This window comes from Arthrobacter sp. MMS24-T111 (assembly GCF_054888995.1).
The window spans coordinates 4,190,010-4,207,280 of sequence record NZ_JBTZRO010000001.1 but is presented as its reverse complement, the minus strand read 5'-3'; the positions used below and the strand labels follow the sequence as shown (position 1 = coordinate 4,207,280).

Sequence of the window (17,271 nt, the reverse complement as noted above, 5' to 3'; positions counted from 1 at the left end):
ATACTTCGTCCGTCAGGCCAACGCCAGGGCCGGCTGCGGCAACACCGCTGCTGTGAACTGTTCAGGACCTCCAACAGGGATGCAGACACCCACCGCAACTGTGGGGTGCGGCTGCCCCGGCGGCTGATTGACATAGAAAAGGATCAAGCCATCGGAGCCCACAGGGCGCCACGGTGGTTCATTGGACGGCTGGTTAGGGACGGGCTCGCTTCGGAAGTAGTAGTCCAAGTACTCGTCTCCACGAAAACCCGTTTCGCCAGCTCCGGGATCCCGCGAGCCCCATGTGGCAACGATTTCTCCATCGACAACCCTACGATTAACAGCCCGAATTTGGAACGGCAGAGTGGCAAGGGGACCGGAAGACACCGCACTTTCGCTGCCATATCGTATGCCCACCCAAAACCGTGGCTGTTGCTGGTTCTTCAGTGGCAAATTGACCATCGACCATTGTCGTAACGGACCATCGGTGGGAAAAAGACCCCGAACGTGCCGAGAGAGACATGCCGACCAGAGACGGAAATACGCAGCAAGGGCGTATGGGCAATCACGTCTAACTTCCGAGGACGCAGCGCCTGCCTCTGGTACTCGAGGCCTGTATAGGTCGCGGCTATTTCCATAGCTTCCTTCGGCCTGTACGCGAGTTTGTACTTGAGCCCATATTTTGCCCTGCCAGTTGTCTGCACCGGGACGGTAGCCGTCAAATTCAAGACTGTCGAGGAGTTCAGCTGCAGATTCCAACGATAGGGGTTGGTTTAGCATTCTTCCCCGAACTCGCTGAGAAGCCCGAACATTTGACGAAGCATTGCTACTGAACAGCTCGGCCAAGAGTCTGACGTTTGGGTCTTCCCGGTGACCTTCATTGATCAGTCGAATGAACGGTTTGGGCCCCGGGCACAGCGGCTGATTACCCAGGTTTGCTATCTTTCCCGTTGCCAGGAATCGGCGGCCTTGCAAGACTAAGGGATCTGGGGCACCTCCACCTTCAGCCATAGCATTTGTTATTACTTCTCGCAGCGCCTCATCCACGTCGTGATATGCAGAGAAAAAGTCGAGCTGAGCTTGAGACGCAAAAAGGCGACATAACTCGAGGTAAGAGCCTCGATAACCAAACCAACGTTGCATCTGCATCTGGCTGTCCGAAAGCGCTTGATTAGAGGTTCGCAGAAAAAGAGTGGTGGTAAGCCCCTCCAGTGTTAGGCCGCGCGCCATAACGTTACCAGAAACGAAAATGGTGGATAAATCGCGCGGTGCATGCCACTTCCCGTTTTCATCTTCCCACGGCTCATACTCGGGTCGGTCGTCAGCGGCGGGATCGCTATTAACTACAGCTACCCTAGTCCCCGGGATGACTTCGCTCTTCAGAACCTGTTTGATTGTTACCCAATCCGGAATGACGGCGGGAGTTGGAGTGTTGAATACACTTTGGATTGCATTAGCGGAGGCTTGGTACCGGTCCGCCCACACCCGCCATTTCTCTTCTTCCGCATCCACATTGGCAGCAAAAGTGCTGGGAAGGTATCCCGCGCTCGACTCTAGAAGTGTTTTTGCCGCGCTCAAATCTCTCACCCCGGCCCAGCGTAAAATGCTTGCCGCGGCACTGAAATGATCATCAACGAGCGCTGAAGGATGCACAAGCATCGAGTGCGGTGGCGGTACGGAATCTAGGACGTCATTACGGGTGTCAAATTCGAGTTGTGAAGCCGACCACGGGCCCAATGGCTCGCTGGCGCGAAGACTGCGGATGGCGCCCGCTACCAAGAAGGCCCTTATGGCTTCGGCTTGGTCCTCTGCATGATTGTTGCCCGTGGCAATGCACAGCCCCGCTGCACCGCCACGACGATAATAAGCTTCGCCGCCGGTGTAGTAGCTTTCCATTCCTCGCGGTTCGAAGTAGGTGGACGACCTAGGTTCTATCTCACCTCTATCAAATGGTGTGCGCAGGGAAACTACAAATTCGCGCGGGGCAAGAGGATTATGCTCCTCCTGCAAAAAATTTGCTTGTGGAGTGGCTGTATAGCCGACATATGTAGCATAAAGGTTTGGGGGAGTACTTTCCACCAAAGGCGGAGCCCAAAGATCTGCAATTGCTCGTGGAATCTGCTTCAAATTTCCGTAAATAGGATCCTCCGATGCTTCAACTCGTGCATCAAGAATCGATCCATCATCCGCTTCATCGTCAAGCACTAGAATGTGAGCTGACCTGTCCAATCCGTTCACCGCCGGAAATACCGCTTCACGAAGACTGCGTCCCAGAGCACGGAGGTGATCAGTCTGCTTCATCGCCACGATCACGATGGGTCGCTTGTTCTGAAGTGCGCGCCGGATTTGGGCCGGTTGAATTCGGTAAAGGGACGCCAGGGGTAGGGACCCGGTTGATAGATACTCGCTCCCCGCAGGTGGAAGGAGTAGGCGTCGGCGTTCTTTCTCGATGGAGTCGGGCCCATCGTCAAGTTGAGAGCGTAACCTGCCGTATGTTTGGCGCCAAAGTGAAAGACGGGTACCCGCAAGGACTATCACCACATCGATGCCGTGATCCAACGCTAGCGCAGCGACTCCAAGCATTGATGCTGTCTTACCCGACTGTACAGACCCCATAACCAGCCCACGCCGGACTCTGTTTGTTGGCCACTTCTCGGAACCGGGTTCGTCTGCACCAAAGATTCCATTGTTCACAATGTACTGGCAGTCGGCCGTGAGTACCCTTTGTGCCGTGCTGGTAAGGGGAGTCAGCCTGGCAGCATACCGAGACCACCACGTATCCTCCGTCGAAGGAGGAGCCATGTACACCCGTTCGGTATCACCCAATACCTCACCGGTTTGATCAGTTGTCGCCATCGTCAATGACCGCCCATAGTGAGTCAACGCCAGAGGATCCAAAGCGTGCGCTAATGGCAGCTGACGCACTGGCTTCTTCCACCTGCAGCAGACGTACGATGTCCCGAGATACCTTTGCGATAAATTCCCATTGGGTTCTCGTCTGCGTTTTCGTGGGTCGCTTCCACAGCTTGCTCGCCTCGTAAATTTCTGACCCGTGTTCGTATACTCGTCGTTCGATGCCTTCCGGGTCGGCCGCATTAGCAATGGCGATCCCGAGCAAACTACCGACGAGCTGGAGTTCTTGCCACTTGGCGCCGCTGCCACCGTCACGGAACTTGGAAGACCAGAGTTCAGTATTGGCGGCATGAATCTCTACAGACTCTGCAAGCCAATGGAATAAGTCACCAATGACATCTGGGTTCCTCAGGGGATCCTGACGATTATTCTGAATCCGTTGGAGCAACGTGTCGATATGCTTTGCTGTTGAGGGTAAGGTCTCACTTCGACTTTCGCCGAGGAGCGAGGCGACGATCCACGACAGGACCTTGGTGCATCTGTACCGAGAAGCTCCAAATCCGTATCCGCGAAGGGTTTCCTGAAGCGGCTGGATGTTGGACCAATTGCTTTCAAGGGATGGGGCAATCTTAGTTATGTCTGCCCGGGGATCGGAGTCACCGGCAGACACCAAAATCGCACGAGTGAACTCCAGTTCGTGGAAAATGGCATTGCGGATCTCTTCAGCATTTAGGTGCGTTCCCTGCTTGTTATATAGGTTAAAAACCTCATGTATCTGACGCTGATTTGCCCGGCTATACAGGATGATAGGAATGCGGTAGTCGCTGTGTCCCTCAAAAACGCGACGGACCGGGACATCATTGTCAGCAATTCGTATGACTTCATCCTTTATCTGGGTGTAGTACTTACCCCTCAACGGCATCAGCCATTGACCAGCAAGCCCGCGTTCGTCCGTGCGGAGCTTAAACGGAAAGTAGTACTCCTCCTCAAGTGCCGTTGTAAGCGGCTCATGAAAAAGAGCTTTCCAGGCCGCTTTGAACTTGGGGTAGTTGGTGTTGAAAAGCTCGCGTAGATTATTTTCCGGGAATTGGTCATGTGCGCGCTCAACACGTTCAATCGCTAGCGGGTGTTTTCCTACGAAACGAAGAATTGAAGTTAGCCGTTGCTTTCCGTCGACGACTTCGTACTGTTGGTCCTGAGCGTCGGAAGGCATGAGAAGAATTACTGAGGGCAGCGGTATGCCGCGCAATATCGATTCTACAAGCATTTGGCGCGCGCCGGTGCGCCAAACGTCGCCACGCTGGTAAGAAGGGGCCAGGTTCAGTTCTTGCTCTTTGGCTAACCCGATAAACTCTTCAATTTTCCAGGTATCAGCCTTGGCAGAAACTGGTTCTACCGGTGCTTCCTCCCTTAGGTCACTTTCGTCTTCCCAAGCTGCCACCCAAACTCGTGTCGCAGAATTTCGGGTTCCATCTTCGGACTCAAATTCATCGAGAAACACTTGCTGCAGTCGGGCAGCTGCTTCCGCCCGCACGCGAAGCCGGTCCAGCGCCTCAGTAGTAAGTCGCGGAATACCACCAGAGGAATCAAGAGCTTCTGACGTGTCGGTGAAGCCCAGTGATCGGGCTAGGGCGCGAAGGAAGTTTGCGGTGTTATCGCCGGGTAAATAATCCTCGAAGTGGAACCATCCTTGGACCTCAGCAAGCCTTGTCATCCAGAGTCCGTCGTTAAAACTGACGTCGTTTGAATCGAAGGGGGCAGCAGTTTGATCGAAGTCTGAAGGAGTGTCGACTGCGGTCGACAATGCGGCAAGAATCTCGGCTACATCACCCTCAAGTTGTGTCGCAAGTTCATCAGTAACCCCATCCTCGAGTTCATTAGCTACAGTCATTGCTCGCCCTCCTCTTCCCTCTGTTTATTAAGCTGCCGTGCATACTTCGCTCTCGGGCTGCAAGTCCGATGCAATGCCCTTTAGGAGCGGAGCGGCGATCGCGGCCACCACCCGGGCATTGACGGCGTTGCCCAAGGCCTTATAAGCGATAATCTCGTTTTCAGGTAACTGGATGCCAGCGAGACTTTGTAATTCTGCGCATTCCGTCGGCGTCATGTAGCGACGTTCTCCCGCGATATCTGCTCCCAATATTGGTACTTGGGTATTGGTCATGGCAATAAGGCTGGGCGCCGTTGACGTCCGCTTCACACGAATGCCAGACGCGCGCACCTGAAGAACATACTGATCAATTTTGCGTACACCGCCCTGTGCGTTCCATTCAAATTTCTGGAAACTGGACGGAAGTTGCCACGGCTGCCACTCTTCAAGCCAGGGGTCAATCCAGGACCGATTGGCACTGTAGAATGCTCGGTTCTGCCGAATGAACCCTCGTTTCCACTCGGGGAATTCGTAATCGTTATCACGTCGGGCATGGCTTGGCAGCCGTGCATATTGCTCGTCCTTAGACATGCTAGCTAATGGTCTGCCAAAACTACCCAAAAAGTTGGATAACCCTTTACTGCCGTTTTCGGCCCACAGTGCGGAGGGAGTTGCCTCTTCGTAAGGGTAACTTGCCCGAAACTCCATTGACCATATTGGGAAGTACGGGAGCTTGACACCTTCAGGGGATCGACGGAGAAAGTCATCCCACATGTCAATGGCGCGCAAAGTTTGTTCGGGGATTGAACGAGCTTGGCGGCCGGGCTTGTGCAGTACAGATGTGATATCTGTCTTTTCCTTGTGTTCTTCTGGCCACGCAAAATCATCGAGCCCCTCGAGTGATCCTACGAAATAGGCGCGCTCGCGAACCTGTGGAATTCCGAATTGGTGAGGAGAAAACCGATGGATTGCTACCGTGTATCCTATTTCCTCCAACTTCGCCACAATAGTTTCTTTTGTCTTGCCCCCGCGATGACGAAGGATGTTGGGCACATTCTCAAGTATGAAACGACGCGGTCGTTTTTCGTTCAGGATGTCAAAGACTTTAAAGAACAGTTCGCCTTGGAGCGTGTGCTCGAAACCGAGTTGTTCGCCAGCTTTTGAGAATGGTTGGCAGGGAAATCCAGCGGTGAGAATATCGTGGTCAGGAATCGCCTGGGCGATTACTTCGGGTGTCGTGAGCGTGTTAACGTCAGTCCAGGGGCTCAGCCCGAAGTTAGACCTATAGAGTTTATTTAGCGTGGGTTCCCATTCTGCGGCAAATACTGCTTCTCCGCCAAGATCGCGAAGCGCCACATGGAAGCCTCCGAGCCCTGCAAAGAGATCAATAAAGCGAAAGCTGGTTGCAGCCTCGGTCACTTCCCCCCTATTCAACTGGTTCGTCGTCCACTATATCCGTGAGCTAAGACAACGGCGTTGATGAGTGGCCAGCGACACGCTGACTGGCTCCAAGCATCAGTTCGACGAACTATGCTGCGGCATACCCCACCCCTCAGGTCATGGATGGCCGTTCTCATGCGAGCGGAACGAACCAGGAAATGGTCTCGGGCCGACCCGGCGTGAAGGGGCTTCCGGACCGCGGGGTACGTGCCTCCGACCTTTCCTCGCCCTTGGACCCAATGTCGAGCCGTCGTTCGCCCTTCCCGGCCACGTTGTCGTCGCTGTGTTTGGTAGATGCCTGCAAACCTTGACGACCCAACCAGTGCCACGAAGGTATCCGCAGACCGCTGCGACAACTTCATATTCTGCAAGGAGCAGATCTGGATTTCTACCAGGTTTCTGAGCAGAACGTTCACGCCTCTCAACAATATTCGCAGAGCGCGTTCACTGGACCGAGTCCCCGGGCGTCAGCATTCTCTAGGGGCTGACCGATCCATAGGGCATTCATGTGGGCTGCTCGGGCGGCCCAACTTCGGTTGTTCGGCGGAGTTTGTTGGGCTACTGGCAGACGCGGCCCAGCGGGCGATCATGCGCTTTCGCCCCAGCACATCCCCGGTGGGCCGTAGGTGCGGGCCAGCCTGTCCGCGCGAGTTGCGGCGGATGGTGGAGGAGCGTCTCCGCTATAAAGCGGGAATTGGCGATGTTCTTGCCGGTGATGTCGAAGGCGGTGCCGTGGTCCATGGAGGTGCGGATCACGGGCAGGCCCACGGTGATGTTCACGCTGGACTCGATGCCCAGCACCCTCACCGGGCCGTGGCCCTGGTCGTGGTACATGGCCACCACAAGGTCGTAGTCGCCGCGGCCGGCCAGGAAGAACAGCGTGTCCGCCGGCAGCGGGCCCACGGCGTTGATGCCGTCAGCCTGGGCGGCCTTCACACCGGGCTCCATCTTCTCCGCTTCCTCGCCCAGGGGGTTGAGTGACTTTGGCCGAGGAAGGCTGTGGGTCTGTAGGGCCGCCGTGGCGACTCGAAGCACGGCATTCTCGCGACGTTGCCTGCAAGGAGTTGTCTTCGGGCGCAGTGAATTCTGTAGAAGCGGCTTGCCATGCTGAGTTGTTTGCACAGAATGGGAAATCGCCCTTCACCGACCTCGTACAGTCGCAAAAGGTGTAGGCATATAAATGGTTGGTTAGCATCGCGAAACGGGGCGTCCGCTCAGTTAGATGCCGCCCAGGGGCTTTTCTAGGCCTCAAAACTCCAGCCGGAATACCCACAGCAGCACATCCTCGCCCGGCACGTACCAGTCACGGTTCGGTGCGCGGCGGAAGCCCAGTGACCTGTAAAGGGCGTGGGCGCGTTCCATAAACGTGGCGCTGGTGATGCTGATCGCCTGGATACCGGGCAACTGCCGGGCATGCTCCACGATCTCCCGCACCACGGCCCGGCCTACGCCGCCGCCCTGGTGCGCCGGGTCCACCGCGAGCATCCTGAACTCCAACTCTCCGTCCTGCGCAATTTCGATGTACTGCTCAGCAGCGAAGGTCAGTGTTACCGCGGCCACCACCTTGCCGGCGGTCTCCGCCACCCATACCTGCGCGTGCTCGGCGCGGTGCTCCACGTTCTCCAGCATGCTCATGTAGGGATGGTCGGCGGCGAAGTGCCCGGCCCGGAGGTAGGCGTCGCGAGTGATCCGCCGGACCTCCGGGAAGTCCACCGGCACCGCCCGCCGGAAGGTGACAGTCAACGGCAGAGTGACAGTCACGAGGAAGCACCAGCAGCAGCGGTCCGCTCCACGTAGTGGCCCAGCTGTGCCAAGTCCGGTTGCGAGGACGGGTCGCCTACGGCATTGGCGCCCACGGCGTTCGCCACGGCCAGCGCCCGCCCGTAGTCCATCCCGCTCTGCAGTGCCAGGACCAGGGCGGCGCAGAACGCGTCGCCCGCGCCCACGGTGTTCGCCACCGCCACAGCAGCCGACGGCGCATCGGCCACCTTCCGGCCGCGCTCGAACATTGCCGAGCCGTCCCTGCCATACGTCACCGCCAACAGCTTCGCCTCCGCAAGGGCAGGGATCAGGGCATACTCGCTCTCATTGACGATCACCAGGTCGCAGCGCTCCAGCAGTTCCGCCGGCAGGTCCATGGCCGGCGCCGCGTTCAGCACGAAGAAGCCCGGCGCCTTCCGGGCTGCCTCCAGCACCACATCCAGTCCGACCTCCAGCTGGCACAGCACCGTCTCCTCCGGACCGAACACCACTCCGTCCAGCGACAGATGCGAGTTGGCGCCCGGGCACACGACGATCTGGTTCTCGCCGTCGCGGTCCACCACGATCAGCGCCGTCCCGGTCGGCTGAGGCAGCTGAGCAACATCAGAGGTGTCCACGCCGGCAGCAGCAAGCGCCTCCAGCATCCGCTGCCCGGACGCGTCCTCGCCGACGGCGCCGACCATCCGGGCACTGCCGCCCAGCCGTGCCGCGGCCGCGGCCTGGTTGGCGCCCTTGCCGCCGGGCTGCTCGGACAGGACGGCGCCGCCGATGGTTTCGCCCGCCGTCGGAAGCCGCTCGGCGGCGGCGATCAGGTCCAGGTTGATGCTGCCGACCACGGTGACGGCAGGACGTGTTGTGTTCATGGGAGTCAAATACGATCCCTTCTGCTCGAACAAAGGAGTGATTTGAACACCCCCACCCCTGCCGAAGCCGCGCCTCCCGCGGAAGGAGGCACCGCCGTCGTACTTTCCCAAGACGACGCGGCCAGGCTCTCCGGCCGCCGCGCCGCCCTGCTGATCTCCACCCTGCTGCTGGGCGTGCTGTCCTTCCAGCTGAACGCCAGCATGGCACCCCCGCGCTGCCCCGCAGATCGCCGCGGACTTCGGAGAAAGCGCGGACAGCGCCGCCCCCGTCCAGTCCATGTTCTTCCTGGCCGGCGCCATCGCCGGGCCCGTGATCGGCCGGTGGAGCGACTTCATCGGCCGCCGCGCCGCGCTGCTACTGGTCCTGGGCGTCATGGGCGCCGACACCATCCTCTGCATCGCCGCGCCCACCCTGCCATTGCTGGTCACCGGGCGTTTCCTGCAGTCTCCAGCGCCGTGTTCGCGCTCGCCTACATCGTGCTCAGCGAGAACCTGCAGGCCAAGGTCTTCGGCACGTCCGTGGGCATCATCGCCGCCATCAACGGGGGAGTCGGCGGCGTGGACGGGTACGTGGGCGGGCTCATGGCCGAGACCCTCGGCTTCCTGTCCATCTTCGTCGTTGTCCTGGTCCTCACCGCCATCGCCGCCGTCTGCATCCTCCGGCTGGTGCCCGCCGGACGGCCTGTGGGGGTGCGGGGTGCCATGGACTGGTGGGGCTTCACCTCGAGCGTCTGGCGGGCGCCGGCGAGAACCTTATCGAAGGGGCGGATGCGTTGGATGCCGATGCGGGGAAGTGTGTCCGAGATGAAGCGTTCGACGCCGCGGTGCGCCCTGATGAGGCCGTCCCCCTCGAGGAGCATAAGGGCTTCGGGGACCATGGTGCGGCTGACCTTTATGTCGGCGCCGAGTTCGGTTTCCCTGGGGATCATGGAGCCGGGAGTAACGAGGTCGTTGCGGACGGCCTTGCAATCCGCGAGTACACCGCCACGCGCAGCGGTGAGCCGGGCCGGGCGGCCACCGGCTCCTTCCATCAGCAGCTTCTACTGACCCCAGGTCCGTCAGTTCAACTAGCGGAGGATGCGCGAAACGCGAGGTACCGGGCATCGGCGCGTCCCACAAGCTGGCCGAGGGCTTCCACCGCGCGGGGATCTCGGGAGCCCATATCCGTGGACAACCATCGGACGAGGAGGTTGGCACTCCCACTGGCCCGCACCGCCGACCCCACGGCCACGTCCAGCTGGTCCCGCAGCAACTGCACGGCCAAGGCCCCGGATCGCGAAAGCAGGGGAGCGGTGTACGCCTCCAGAGCCTCGGCCACCCGGCCGTCGCGCAGCAGCCGCAGTACCCTCCCCGAATCCGAACACCCGGACAAGCCCGCAGCCAGCCGGTACGGATTCGACTCCACAGCGTCGCCCAGCATCGCGCGGACGCGGAACATCTCCGTGCGGATGGCCTGAGGCGTGCCCGCGTCGCCGTGAAGCTCGTACGCCAGTTCCTCGGCGCTCCACCCTTGCGACCGGGAATCCAGCAGCGCCAGGATCTCCGCCCGGCGCAGCGTTAGCGGTACCCGGCTCCCGTCGGCAAGCACCGCGGCAGGCCGGTCACCCAGCAGCTCCAGCGACGAAACAGCAACCTCAGCCCGGCGGACACCCTGCCGGGACGCACGAACGGAAGACGACGCACCCAAGGAGGCGCCGCCGTCGGAAGTTCCCAGCAGCGACTCCGCCACCCGGACCGCGCACCGCACCATCCGCAACGTGTCCGCGCTGATGGTGTCCAGCGGTCCGGAAACATCGAGCACGCCCACCAACCCGCCCGTCAAAGGGTCCGTGATCGGCGCAGCCGTGCAGGCCCACTCGTGGTGGGTGCGGACCAGGTGCTCGGCGGAGAACAGCTGCACCGGACCGCCGGTGACCAGCGCCTCGCTGATGGCGTTGGTGCCGATCCCCGCCTCGGACCAGTCCGCCCCTTCGGAAAACTCCAGCCGGTCCGCCCTCCGCAGCGCCTCCCGGCTGCCCACCCGCCACAGGATCTCGCCGCCGGCGTCGGTGAGCACCAGCAGGTGCCGGCCGGAACTGGAATCGTCGGCCAGCAGGTCCTGCAGCGCAGGCATCACCTGCTGCAGCCGGTGCTCCCGCCGCAGCTGGTGCACCTCCGACGGATCGTGTAGGTGCCGCGGGCTGTGCTGGTCCGGACTGATGCCCAGCGCCATGGACCGCCGCCACGACTCCGCCAGCGGCACCGGGATCTCCGGCCGCGGGACACCCGAAATGACCAGCTCGTGTGCGCGGCGGAGGGCACGCGCGTACTTCGCCGGGTCCGAAAACCTCAGGCCGTAGTCCACCGTCTCCTCCTCACCGCCGGCATCGTTGCCGGCAGTGCCCGTGTAACGCGCTTGTTACCCCCGCCACGTTCCAATAGTGATGCAGCTCACGCCCGCCCCAGCATACCGCAGTGACCCGGGCGGACGGGGCCGCCCGGACCACCTGAGGGACCGCACACAAAGGAGTGGAGATGACCGAAACACCCACCGCCGCCACGCAGGCTTGGCTGGCCAGCCTGGACGGCGCGCTGCAGCGCCGCGACGTGGACGCCGCGCTGGACCTCTTTGAGGATGAAAGCTACTGGCGCGACTTCGTGGCATTCACCTGGAACCTGAAAACACTGGAAGGCAAGGCGGACATCCGCCGCATGCTCGAGGCGACGCTGGACCACGTCCAGCCCGCCAACTGGGCGCTCGCCGAGGACGCCACGGGCAGCGCCGATCCAGATGGAACCGTGGAAGCCTGGATCACGTTCGAGACCGGCGCCGCCCGTGGCTACGGCCATCTCCGGCTGCGGAACGGCAAATGCTGGACGCTGCTCACCACCATGCAGGAGTTGAAGGGCTTCGAGGAGAAGAAGGGCGCTCGCCGCGAACAGGGCGTGGCGCACGAAATCGTCCGCGGCCGCCGCTCTTGGAAGGAACTCAAGGAGGAGCAGGCGGCGCGGCTCGGCTACGAGGAGCAGCCCTACTGCGTGATCATCGGCGGCGGGCAGGGCGGCATCGGCCTCGCAGCGCGGCTCAAGCGGTTGGGCGTGCCCACCCTCGTGATCGAGAAGAACCAGAACCCGGGCGACTCCTGGCGCAACCGCTACAAGTCCCTGCACCTGCACGACCCCGTCTGGTACGACCACCTGCCGTACCTGAAGTTCCCGGACGACTGGCCCGTCTTCGCCGCCAAGGACAAGATCGGCGACTGGCTGGAGCACTACACCCGCATCATGGAGCTGAACTACTGGTCCGGCACCGAGTGCGTGGGCGCGGAGTACGACGACGGCACGCAGGAATGGGCGGTCAGCGTCCTCCGCAACGGGTCGCCTGTGACGTTGCGGCCCAAGCAGCTCGTCTTCGCCCTGGGCGTCTCCGGCTACCCGAACATCCCCGCGTTCGACGGCGCGCAGTCCTTCCTGGGCGAGCAGCGGCACTCCTCCCAGCACCCCGGCGGCGGGGACTGGACCGGAAAGAAGGCCGTGGTGATCGGCTCCAACAACTCCGCGCACGATATCTGCGCCGACCTCTGGGAGCACGGCGCCGACGTCACCATGGTCCAGCGCTCCTCCACCCACATCGCCCGCAGCGAATCGCTGATGGACCTGGCGCTGGGGGACCTGTACTCGGAAAAGGCGCTGGCCAACGGCGTCACCACCGAGAAGGCCGACCTGCTGTTCGCGTCCCTGCCGTACCGGATCCTGCCCGAGGCACAGGTGCCCGTGTACCAGGAGATGGCCAAACGGGACGCGGAGTTCTACTCCCAGCTGGAGGCCGCCGGGTTCGACCTGGACTTCGGCGTGGACGGGTCCGGCCTGTTCCTGAAGTACCTGCGGCGCGGCTCCGGCTACTACATCGACGTCGGCGCCTCCCAGCTGATCATCGATGGGCGGGTGAAGCTGAAGTCCGGGCAGGTTTCCAAGATCACCGGCAACGCCGTGGTGATGGCGGACGGGACCGAGCTGGAGGCGGACCTGATTGTCTACGCCACCGGGTACGGGTCCATGAACGGCTGGCTGGCGGACCTGGTCTCGCCTCAGATCGCCGACCGCGTGGGCAAATGCTGGGGATACGGCTCAGACACGCCAAAAGACCCTGGCCCATGGGAGGGGGAGTTGCGCAATATGTGGAAACCAACCAACGTCCCCAACCTCTGGATCCACGGCGGCAACCTGCACCAGAGCCGGCACTACTCCTCCTACCTGGCCCTGCAGCTCAAAGCCCGGATGGAGCGCCTGGAGACGCCGGTGTACGAAGTGCAGCCCAGCCACCACACCCGCTAAAGGAAGAACCCATCATGAAGGCAGCACGATTCCACGCCCGCAAGGACATCCGCATCGAGGACATCCCGGAACCGGAACTCCGGGCGGGGACGGTGAAGATCGACGTCGCGTGGTGCGGCATCTGCGGCACCGACCTGCACGAATACCTGGAAGGGCCCATCTTCTGCCCGGCACCCGGGCACCCGCACCCGCTGTCCCACGAGGAATCCCCGGTGACCCTGGGGCACGAATTCTCCGGGACTGTCTCCGAGGTGGGGGAAGGGGTGACGGGCCTGGCGAAGGGGGACAACGTCGTCGTCGAACCCTATTTTGTGGACGGGAGCTGCGACATGTGCCAGGCGGGCAGCTACCACCTGTGCCGGCAGATGGGCTTCATCGGGTTGTCCGGCGGCGGGGGAGGGCTGAGCGAGAAGATCGTGGTGGACCAGCGGTGGGTGCACCCCATCGGGGACATCCCGCTCGATGAGGCGGCGCTGATCGAGCCGCTGTCCGTGGCGCACCACGCGGTGGCGCGCAGCGGCGTGAAGGCCGGCGACACGGCGCTCGTGGGCGGCTCCGGGCCCATCGGGCTGCTCACCGCCGCGGTCCTGAAGGGCATGGGGGTGACCACGATCATCAGCGAGCTCACCCAGGCGCGCAAGGAGAAGGCCACTTCAAGCGGTGTGGCGGACCACGTCCTGGACCCGAGCAAGGAGGACGTCCCGGCGCGGGTGCGGGAGCTCACCGGCGGCACCGGGGCCGACGTCGCGTTCGAATGCGCCGGCGTGAACGCGGTGCTGGACACCATGCTCGACGCCGTCCGGCCCGGCGCCGTGGTGGTTAACGTGTCCATCTGGGGCGCGCCCGCCACCATCGACATGCAGAAGATTGTGCTCAAGGAGATCGACCTGCGCGGCACCATCGCCTACGTCCGCGACCACCCCGCGGTCATCAAGATGGTGCAGGAGGGCAAGGTGGACCTCAAGCCGTTCATCACCGGCCGGATCGCGCTGGAGAACCTGGTGGAGCAGGGCTTCGACACCCTGATCAACCACAAGGACACGGCGGTGAAGGTGCTGGTGCACCCGTAGGTTCTGGCGGGTAGACGCCCGGCACGCGAGGACGGACGACGGCGGAAGGGGAGTTTCGTCGTCGTCCGTCCCTTCCTTCGCGCTGAGGCGCCGTTGTAGGGTCGGGGCGTGATCGTCCCCGATATCTCCCAGGACGCCGTGGCGGTGGCGGATCACTACGACGAGCTCGATCCCGTCTACCGCCGGGTATGGGGCGAGCATGTCCACCACGGACTGTGGACGACGGGCCGCGAGACACCTGCCGAGGCCGTCGAGGCGCTGGTGGACTCTGTCGGCGACCGGCTGGGCCTGAAACCCGGCCAGGCGTGCGTGGACATCGGCTGCGGCTACGGCTCCACCGCGCGGCGGCTTGCGGTGATGCGCGGGGTTAGTGTCACCGGCTTCACGCTGTCGGCTGAGCAGGCCCACTATGCCGCCGCGCACCCCGTGGCCGGCGTGGACATCCAGGTCCGCGACTGGCTCGACAACGGGCTGGCCGACGCCTCCGCCGACGCCGCGTGGGCCATCGAGTCGAGCGAGCACATGGTGGACAAGCCCAGGTTCTTCGCCGAGGCGCACCGCGTGCTGGCACCAGGCGGACAGTTCGTCATCTGCGCGTGGCTCGCCGAGACCGATGCGAGCGGTTGGAAGGTCCGCCACCTTCTGGAGCCGATCTGCCGCGAGGGGCGCCTGCCCTCGATGGGCACGCGCGAAGAATATGAGGCAATGGCAACGGCTGCCGGCTTTGAGATCACCGGCTATGAGGATGTCAGCCGCCGCGTCGCCCGCACCTGGCCGATCTGCGCTCGCCGGCTGGTGAAGGCCCTGCTCGTGGATCCCGAGATGCGCCGGCTGGCCCTTCGCGCCCGCAACCGCGTCTTCGTCCTGAGCATCCCGCGCCTTATCCTGGCCTACCGTACCGGTGCCATGCGCTACGGGATCTTCACGCTCGCCAAGGCCGGGGCGGACAGTACGCAAACCGGGCCGAGCGGCTCAGCCGAAGCCGACTGACCGGAAGATCGCGCTCCGGCCCTGGGTTCAGGGCAGCGGCTGACGCTCGCCCACGCGGACTGAGGCCGACGCCGGAAGGTAGTCACGCCGTCGTCGTTCCATCCGGCGCTGCTGGCCCGGAGACGGGATCCTCGCCCGCTTGGCGCGGTTGCACCTGGCGCACGCGGCAACAAAGTTCTGGAGACTGGTGGAGCCGCCCTTGGACCACGGGTAGAAGTGGTCGCCATGCTCGGCGGGGCGCCCACAGCGACGCCCGAAGCCCGCTTCCAGTTCGCACAGGCCGCCAGCGCGGGCCATCCCTTCGCGGCGCTGCTGGCGGGTGAAACGGCGTACCGGATCCCGGCGTCGGACATCCCGGCTCGTCATGACGGCCGCAACGATAGCCAGGACCGCTGCGGCTGCCCCCGGAAGCACTGCTGCGGAGCCAACCCGGCCCAGAATGCCCTGAAATGCGTCAGCGACGACGGCCACCCCCGCCCCGCCAACCGGCGCCGCCTTCGCCATCAAGCCCGTCAGCACCGAGAAGGCGAGCCACAGCAGAACCGCCGAATACGCCAGGCGTAGCCCCTGACGCGTCCAATAAATCCGGCCCATTTCCGGCATAAATTCCCCCAAGTGTGGTCGCCCGGAATCCCTTGGTCCCGGGTGTCCAGGAAAGCGTATAAGCAGGGTGCACTCCGGTGCCTCAGGGTTGGCTCAGTTTTTGCCGAGCTTCCGCGCCGGGTTCTCTTCCTCCCCGGGATCAGTTGCTGGTGCGAAGCCGGCCGGAGAAGTGCCCGTCTGCAAGGATGGAGCCATGAACCAGAGCAGCCCCCGCCAACACCAGGATTCCGTCACGGTCAACGCATCAGCCGAGACCCTCTACAGCCTGGTCTCCGACGTCACCCGCACCGGTGAGTGGAGCCCCGTCTGCAAAGCGTGCTGGTGGGACGACGAGACCAGCGCCGGCCAGGTGGGCGCCTGGTTTACCGGGCGGAACGAGCTCCCGCACCGGACCTGGGAGACCCGCTCGCAGGTGGTGGCCGCCGACCGCGGACGCGAGTTCGCCTGGGTGGTGGGCGGCAAATACGTCCGCTGGGGCTTCACCCTCACCCCGGCAGGCACGGGAACCGTCCTCACCGAGTCCTGGGAATTCCTGCCCGAAGGGATCGCCATGTTCGGAGAAAAGTACGGCGCAGACGCCGACGCGCAGATCGCCGACCGCACCCAGCAGGCGCTGGACGGCATCCCGAAAACACTCGAGGCAATCAAACGGATCGCCGAGTCCATCGCCGCACACGACGACGTAAGGTCCCCGCTGTGACCCGCGAACAGCACCAAACCGCCGCGCCGGCACTGGAGAGCACGGACCTTCCGGCATTCGAGGCCGCCTACCAGGCCGCCCGGAAGAGCCTGGCCGAGGGCGGGATCCCCATCGGGGCTGCGATCGCCCGGGACGGCGAGGTCTTCGCCAGCGGGCACAACGAACGGGTCCAGAACGCCGATCCGATCGCGCACGGCGAGATGTCAGCGCTCCGCGCCGCCGGCCGGCAGAAGAGCTACCGGGACACCACGCTCTACACCACGCTGGCCCCGTGTGCCATGTGCGCGGGGACCATCATCCAGTTCAAGATCCCCCGTGTGGTAGTGGGGGAGGCGCGCACGTTCGACGGCGAACTGGACCTCCTGCGCGCACGCGGGGTTGAGGTGGTGGTCCTGGATGATCAGCGTTGCGTGGACATGATGCGCTCGTTCCAGTCCGACAAGCCGGAGCTGTGGGCCGAGGACATCGCCGAGTAGGTTCAGGTCAGTGTGGCCAAACAGTCACGTCTAGGGATGGACCGGTGAAGCGGCTTCGTTGCCCAATACCGTGGTCCACGGGCTGGCGGTCCACGACGTCACGACGCCGTTGATGACGTAGGGGTCCGCTTCCGCAAACGCTTTGGCGGCCTCGAGCGGGTTCTCGCCGGTGAAAATCAGCAATCCCTTGAAGGGGCCTTCGCCCGCTGCTCCGCCCAGCAGAAGCTCGCCGCGTTCCACTGCTTCCCACCCCGCCCGGAGGTGGTCGGCGCGGTACTGTTCGCGGCTCTCAAGGTAGTCGTCGGCGTAGGTGTATTCGAGCACGGCATGCATGCGGGTCTCCATTCCGGTC

The 17,271-nt window shown here is 62.8% G+C and carries 14 protein-coding genes and 2 pseudogenes; 6 read left to right on the top strand and 10 right to left on the bottom strand.

Annotated elements, in window-relative coordinates:
* Positions 1 to 12: 12 nt before the first annotated feature.
* The 6 genes from ACX5I6_RS19570 to ACX5I6_RS19545 form a co-directional block, all read right to left on the bottom strand.
* A complete protein-coding gene (locus ACX5I6_RS19570) occupies positions 13 to 2,292 on the bottom strand; it encodes a Z1 domain-containing protein (protein WP_461841573.1) in 2,280 nt (759 codons plus the stop codon).
* Positions 2,293 to 2,821: 529 nt separating this feature from the next.
* Entirely contained in the window at positions 2,822 to 4,723 is a 1,902-nt protein-coding gene (locus tag ACX5I6_RS19565; protein WP_461841572.1) for a GmrSD restriction endonuclease domain-containing protein, read from the bottom strand.
* 27 nt (positions 4,724 to 4,750) lie between these two features.
* Positions 4,751 to 6,121, bottom strand: coding sequence for a DNA cytosine methyltransferase (locus ACX5I6_RS19560; protein ID WP_461841571.1), 1,371 nt, complete (start codon positions 6,119 to 6,121; stop codon positions 4,751 to 4,753).
* A gap of 579 nt (positions 6,122 to 6,700) precedes the next feature.
* Complete coding sequence (locus ACX5I6_RS19555) at positions 6,701 to 7,177, bottom strand: 4-hydroxythreonine-4-phosphate dehydrogenase PdxA (protein ID WP_461841570.1); 477 nt, start codon at positions 7,175 to 7,177, stop codon at positions 6,701 to 6,703.
* Positions 7,178 to 7,390: 213 nt separating this feature from the next.
* Positions 7,391 to 7,903 carry a GNAT family N-acetyltransferase gene (locus ACX5I6_RS19550; RefSeq protein ID WP_461841569.1) on the bottom strand — a complete coding sequence of 171 codons (513 nt, stop codon included), beginning with the start codon at positions 7,901 to 7,903 and terminating at the stop codon, positions 7,391 to 7,393.
* Positions 7,900 to 8,766 (bottom strand): ribokinase, encoded by an 867-nt coding sequence (locus ACX5I6_RS19545; RefSeq protein ID WP_461841568.1) that lies wholly within the window; start codon positions 8,764 to 8,766, stop codon positions 7,900 to 7,902. Before ACX5I6_RS19545 ends, ACX5I6_RS19550 begins: the two co-directional genes overlap by 4 nt.
* Before the next feature lie 42 nt (positions 8,767 to 8,808).
* Here ACX5I6_RS19545 and ACX5I6_RS19540 point away from each other — a divergent pair.
* Positions 8,809 to 9,483: pseudogene (locus tag ACX5I6_RS19540) on the top strand (MFS transporter); the annotation flags it as partial.
* Positions 9,484 to 9,641: 158 nt separating this feature from the next.
* On the opposite strand, the pseudogene ACX5I6_RS19535 reads toward ACX5I6_RS19540, so the two are convergent.
* A pseudogene (locus tag ACX5I6_RS19535) lies at positions 9,642 to 9,695 on the bottom strand (hypothetical protein); the annotation flags it as partial.
* A 134-nt stretch (positions 9,696 to 9,829) separates the two neighbouring features.
* A complete protein-coding gene (locus ACX5I6_RS19530; protein ID WP_461841567.1) occupies positions 9,830 to 11,110 on the bottom strand; it encodes a GAF domain-containing protein in 1,281 nt (426 codons plus the stop codon).
* A gap of 170 nt (positions 11,111 to 11,280) precedes the next feature.
* On the opposite strand from ACX5I6_RS19530, the gene ACX5I6_RS19525 reads away from it, so the two are divergent.
* From ACX5I6_RS19525 to ACX5I6_RS19515, 3 genes are all read left to right on the top strand, one after another.
* Complete coding sequence (locus ACX5I6_RS19525; protein ID WP_461841566.1) at positions 11,281 to 13,080, top strand: NAD(P)-binding domain-containing protein; 1,800 nt, start codon at positions 11,281 to 11,283, stop codon at positions 13,078 to 13,080.
* Positions 13,081 to 13,094: 14 nt separating this feature from the next.
* On the top strand, positions 13,095 to 14,150 hold the full coding sequence (locus tag ACX5I6_RS19520; protein WP_461841565.1) for a 2,3-butanediol dehydrogenase: 1,056 nt from the start codon (positions 13,095 to 13,097) through the stop codon (positions 14,148 to 14,150).
* A gap of 108 nt (positions 14,151 to 14,258) precedes the next feature.
* Positions 14,259 to 15,140, top strand: a complete 882-nt coding sequence (locus ACX5I6_RS19515; protein ID WP_461841564.1) for an SAM-dependent methyltransferase — start codon at positions 14,259 to 14,261, stop codon at positions 15,138 to 15,140.
* A gap of 27 nt (positions 15,141 to 15,167) precedes the next feature.
* Here ACX5I6_RS19515 and ACX5I6_RS19510 read toward each other — a convergent pair whose 3' ends face one another.
* Positions 15,168 to 15,734: an HNH endonuclease gene (locus ACX5I6_RS19510; RefSeq protein ID WP_461841563.1), complete on the bottom strand. Its 567-nt coding sequence runs from the start codon at positions 15,732 to 15,734 to the stop codon at positions 15,168 to 15,170.
* 202 nt (positions 15,735 to 15,936) lie between these two features.
* Here ACX5I6_RS19510 and ACX5I6_RS19505 point away from each other — a divergent pair, with 202 nt between their 5' ends.
* Both ACX5I6_RS19505 and ACX5I6_RS19500 read left to right on the top strand, forming a co-directional pair.
* Positions 15,937 to 16,443 (top strand): SRPBCC family protein, encoded by a 507-nt coding sequence (locus ACX5I6_RS19505; RefSeq protein ID WP_461841562.1) that lies wholly within the window; start codon positions 15,937 to 15,939, stop codon positions 16,441 to 16,443.
* Entirely contained in the window at positions 16,440 to 16,919 is a 480-nt protein-coding gene (locus ACX5I6_RS19500) for a nucleoside deaminase (RefSeq protein WP_461841561.1), read from the top strand. Before ACX5I6_RS19505 ends, ACX5I6_RS19500 begins: the two co-directional genes overlap by 4 nt.
* A 30-nt stretch (positions 16,920 to 16,949) precedes the next feature.
* Here the strand turns inward: ACX5I6_RS19500 and ACX5I6_RS19495 are convergent, their stop codons facing one another.
* Entirely contained in the window at positions 16,950 to 17,252 is a 303-nt protein-coding gene (locus tag ACX5I6_RS19495; protein ID WP_461841755.1) for a YciI-like protein, read from the bottom strand.
* Between the last annotated feature and the right edge of the window lie 19 nt (positions 17,253 to 17,271).

What these genes read in the sequence shown, in the direction of transcription:
- ACX5I6_RS19510 (WP_461841563.1), bottom strand. Translation starts at nt 15,734, where the DNA reads ATGGGCCGGATTTATTGGACGCGTCAGGGGCTACGCCTGGCGTATTCG.
- ACX5I6_RS19565 (WP_461841572.1), bottom strand. Translation starts at nt 4,723, where the DNA reads ATGACTGTAGCTAATGAACTCGAGGATGGGGTTACTGATGAACTTGCG.
- ACX5I6_RS19505 (WP_461841562.1), top strand. Translation starts at nt 15,937, where the DNA reads ATGAACCAGAGCAGCCCCCGCCAACACCAGGATTCCGTCACGGTCAAC.
- ACX5I6_RS19525 (WP_461841566.1), top strand. Translation starts at nt 11,281, where the DNA reads ATGACCGAAACACCCACCGCCGCCACGCAGGCTTGGCTGGCCAGCCTG.
- ACX5I6_RS19545 (WP_461841568.1), bottom strand. Translation starts at nt 8,766, where the DNA reads ATGAACACAACACGTCCTGCCGTCACCGTGGTCGGCAGCATCAACCTG.
- ACX5I6_RS19495 (WP_461841755.1), bottom strand. Translation starts at nt 17,252, where the DNA reads ATGCATGCCGTGCTCGAATACACCTACGCCGACGACTACCTTGAGAGC.
- ACX5I6_RS19520 (WP_461841565.1), top strand. Translation starts at nt 13,095, where the DNA reads ATGAAGGCAGCACGATTCCACGCCCGCAAGGACATCCGCATCGAGGAC.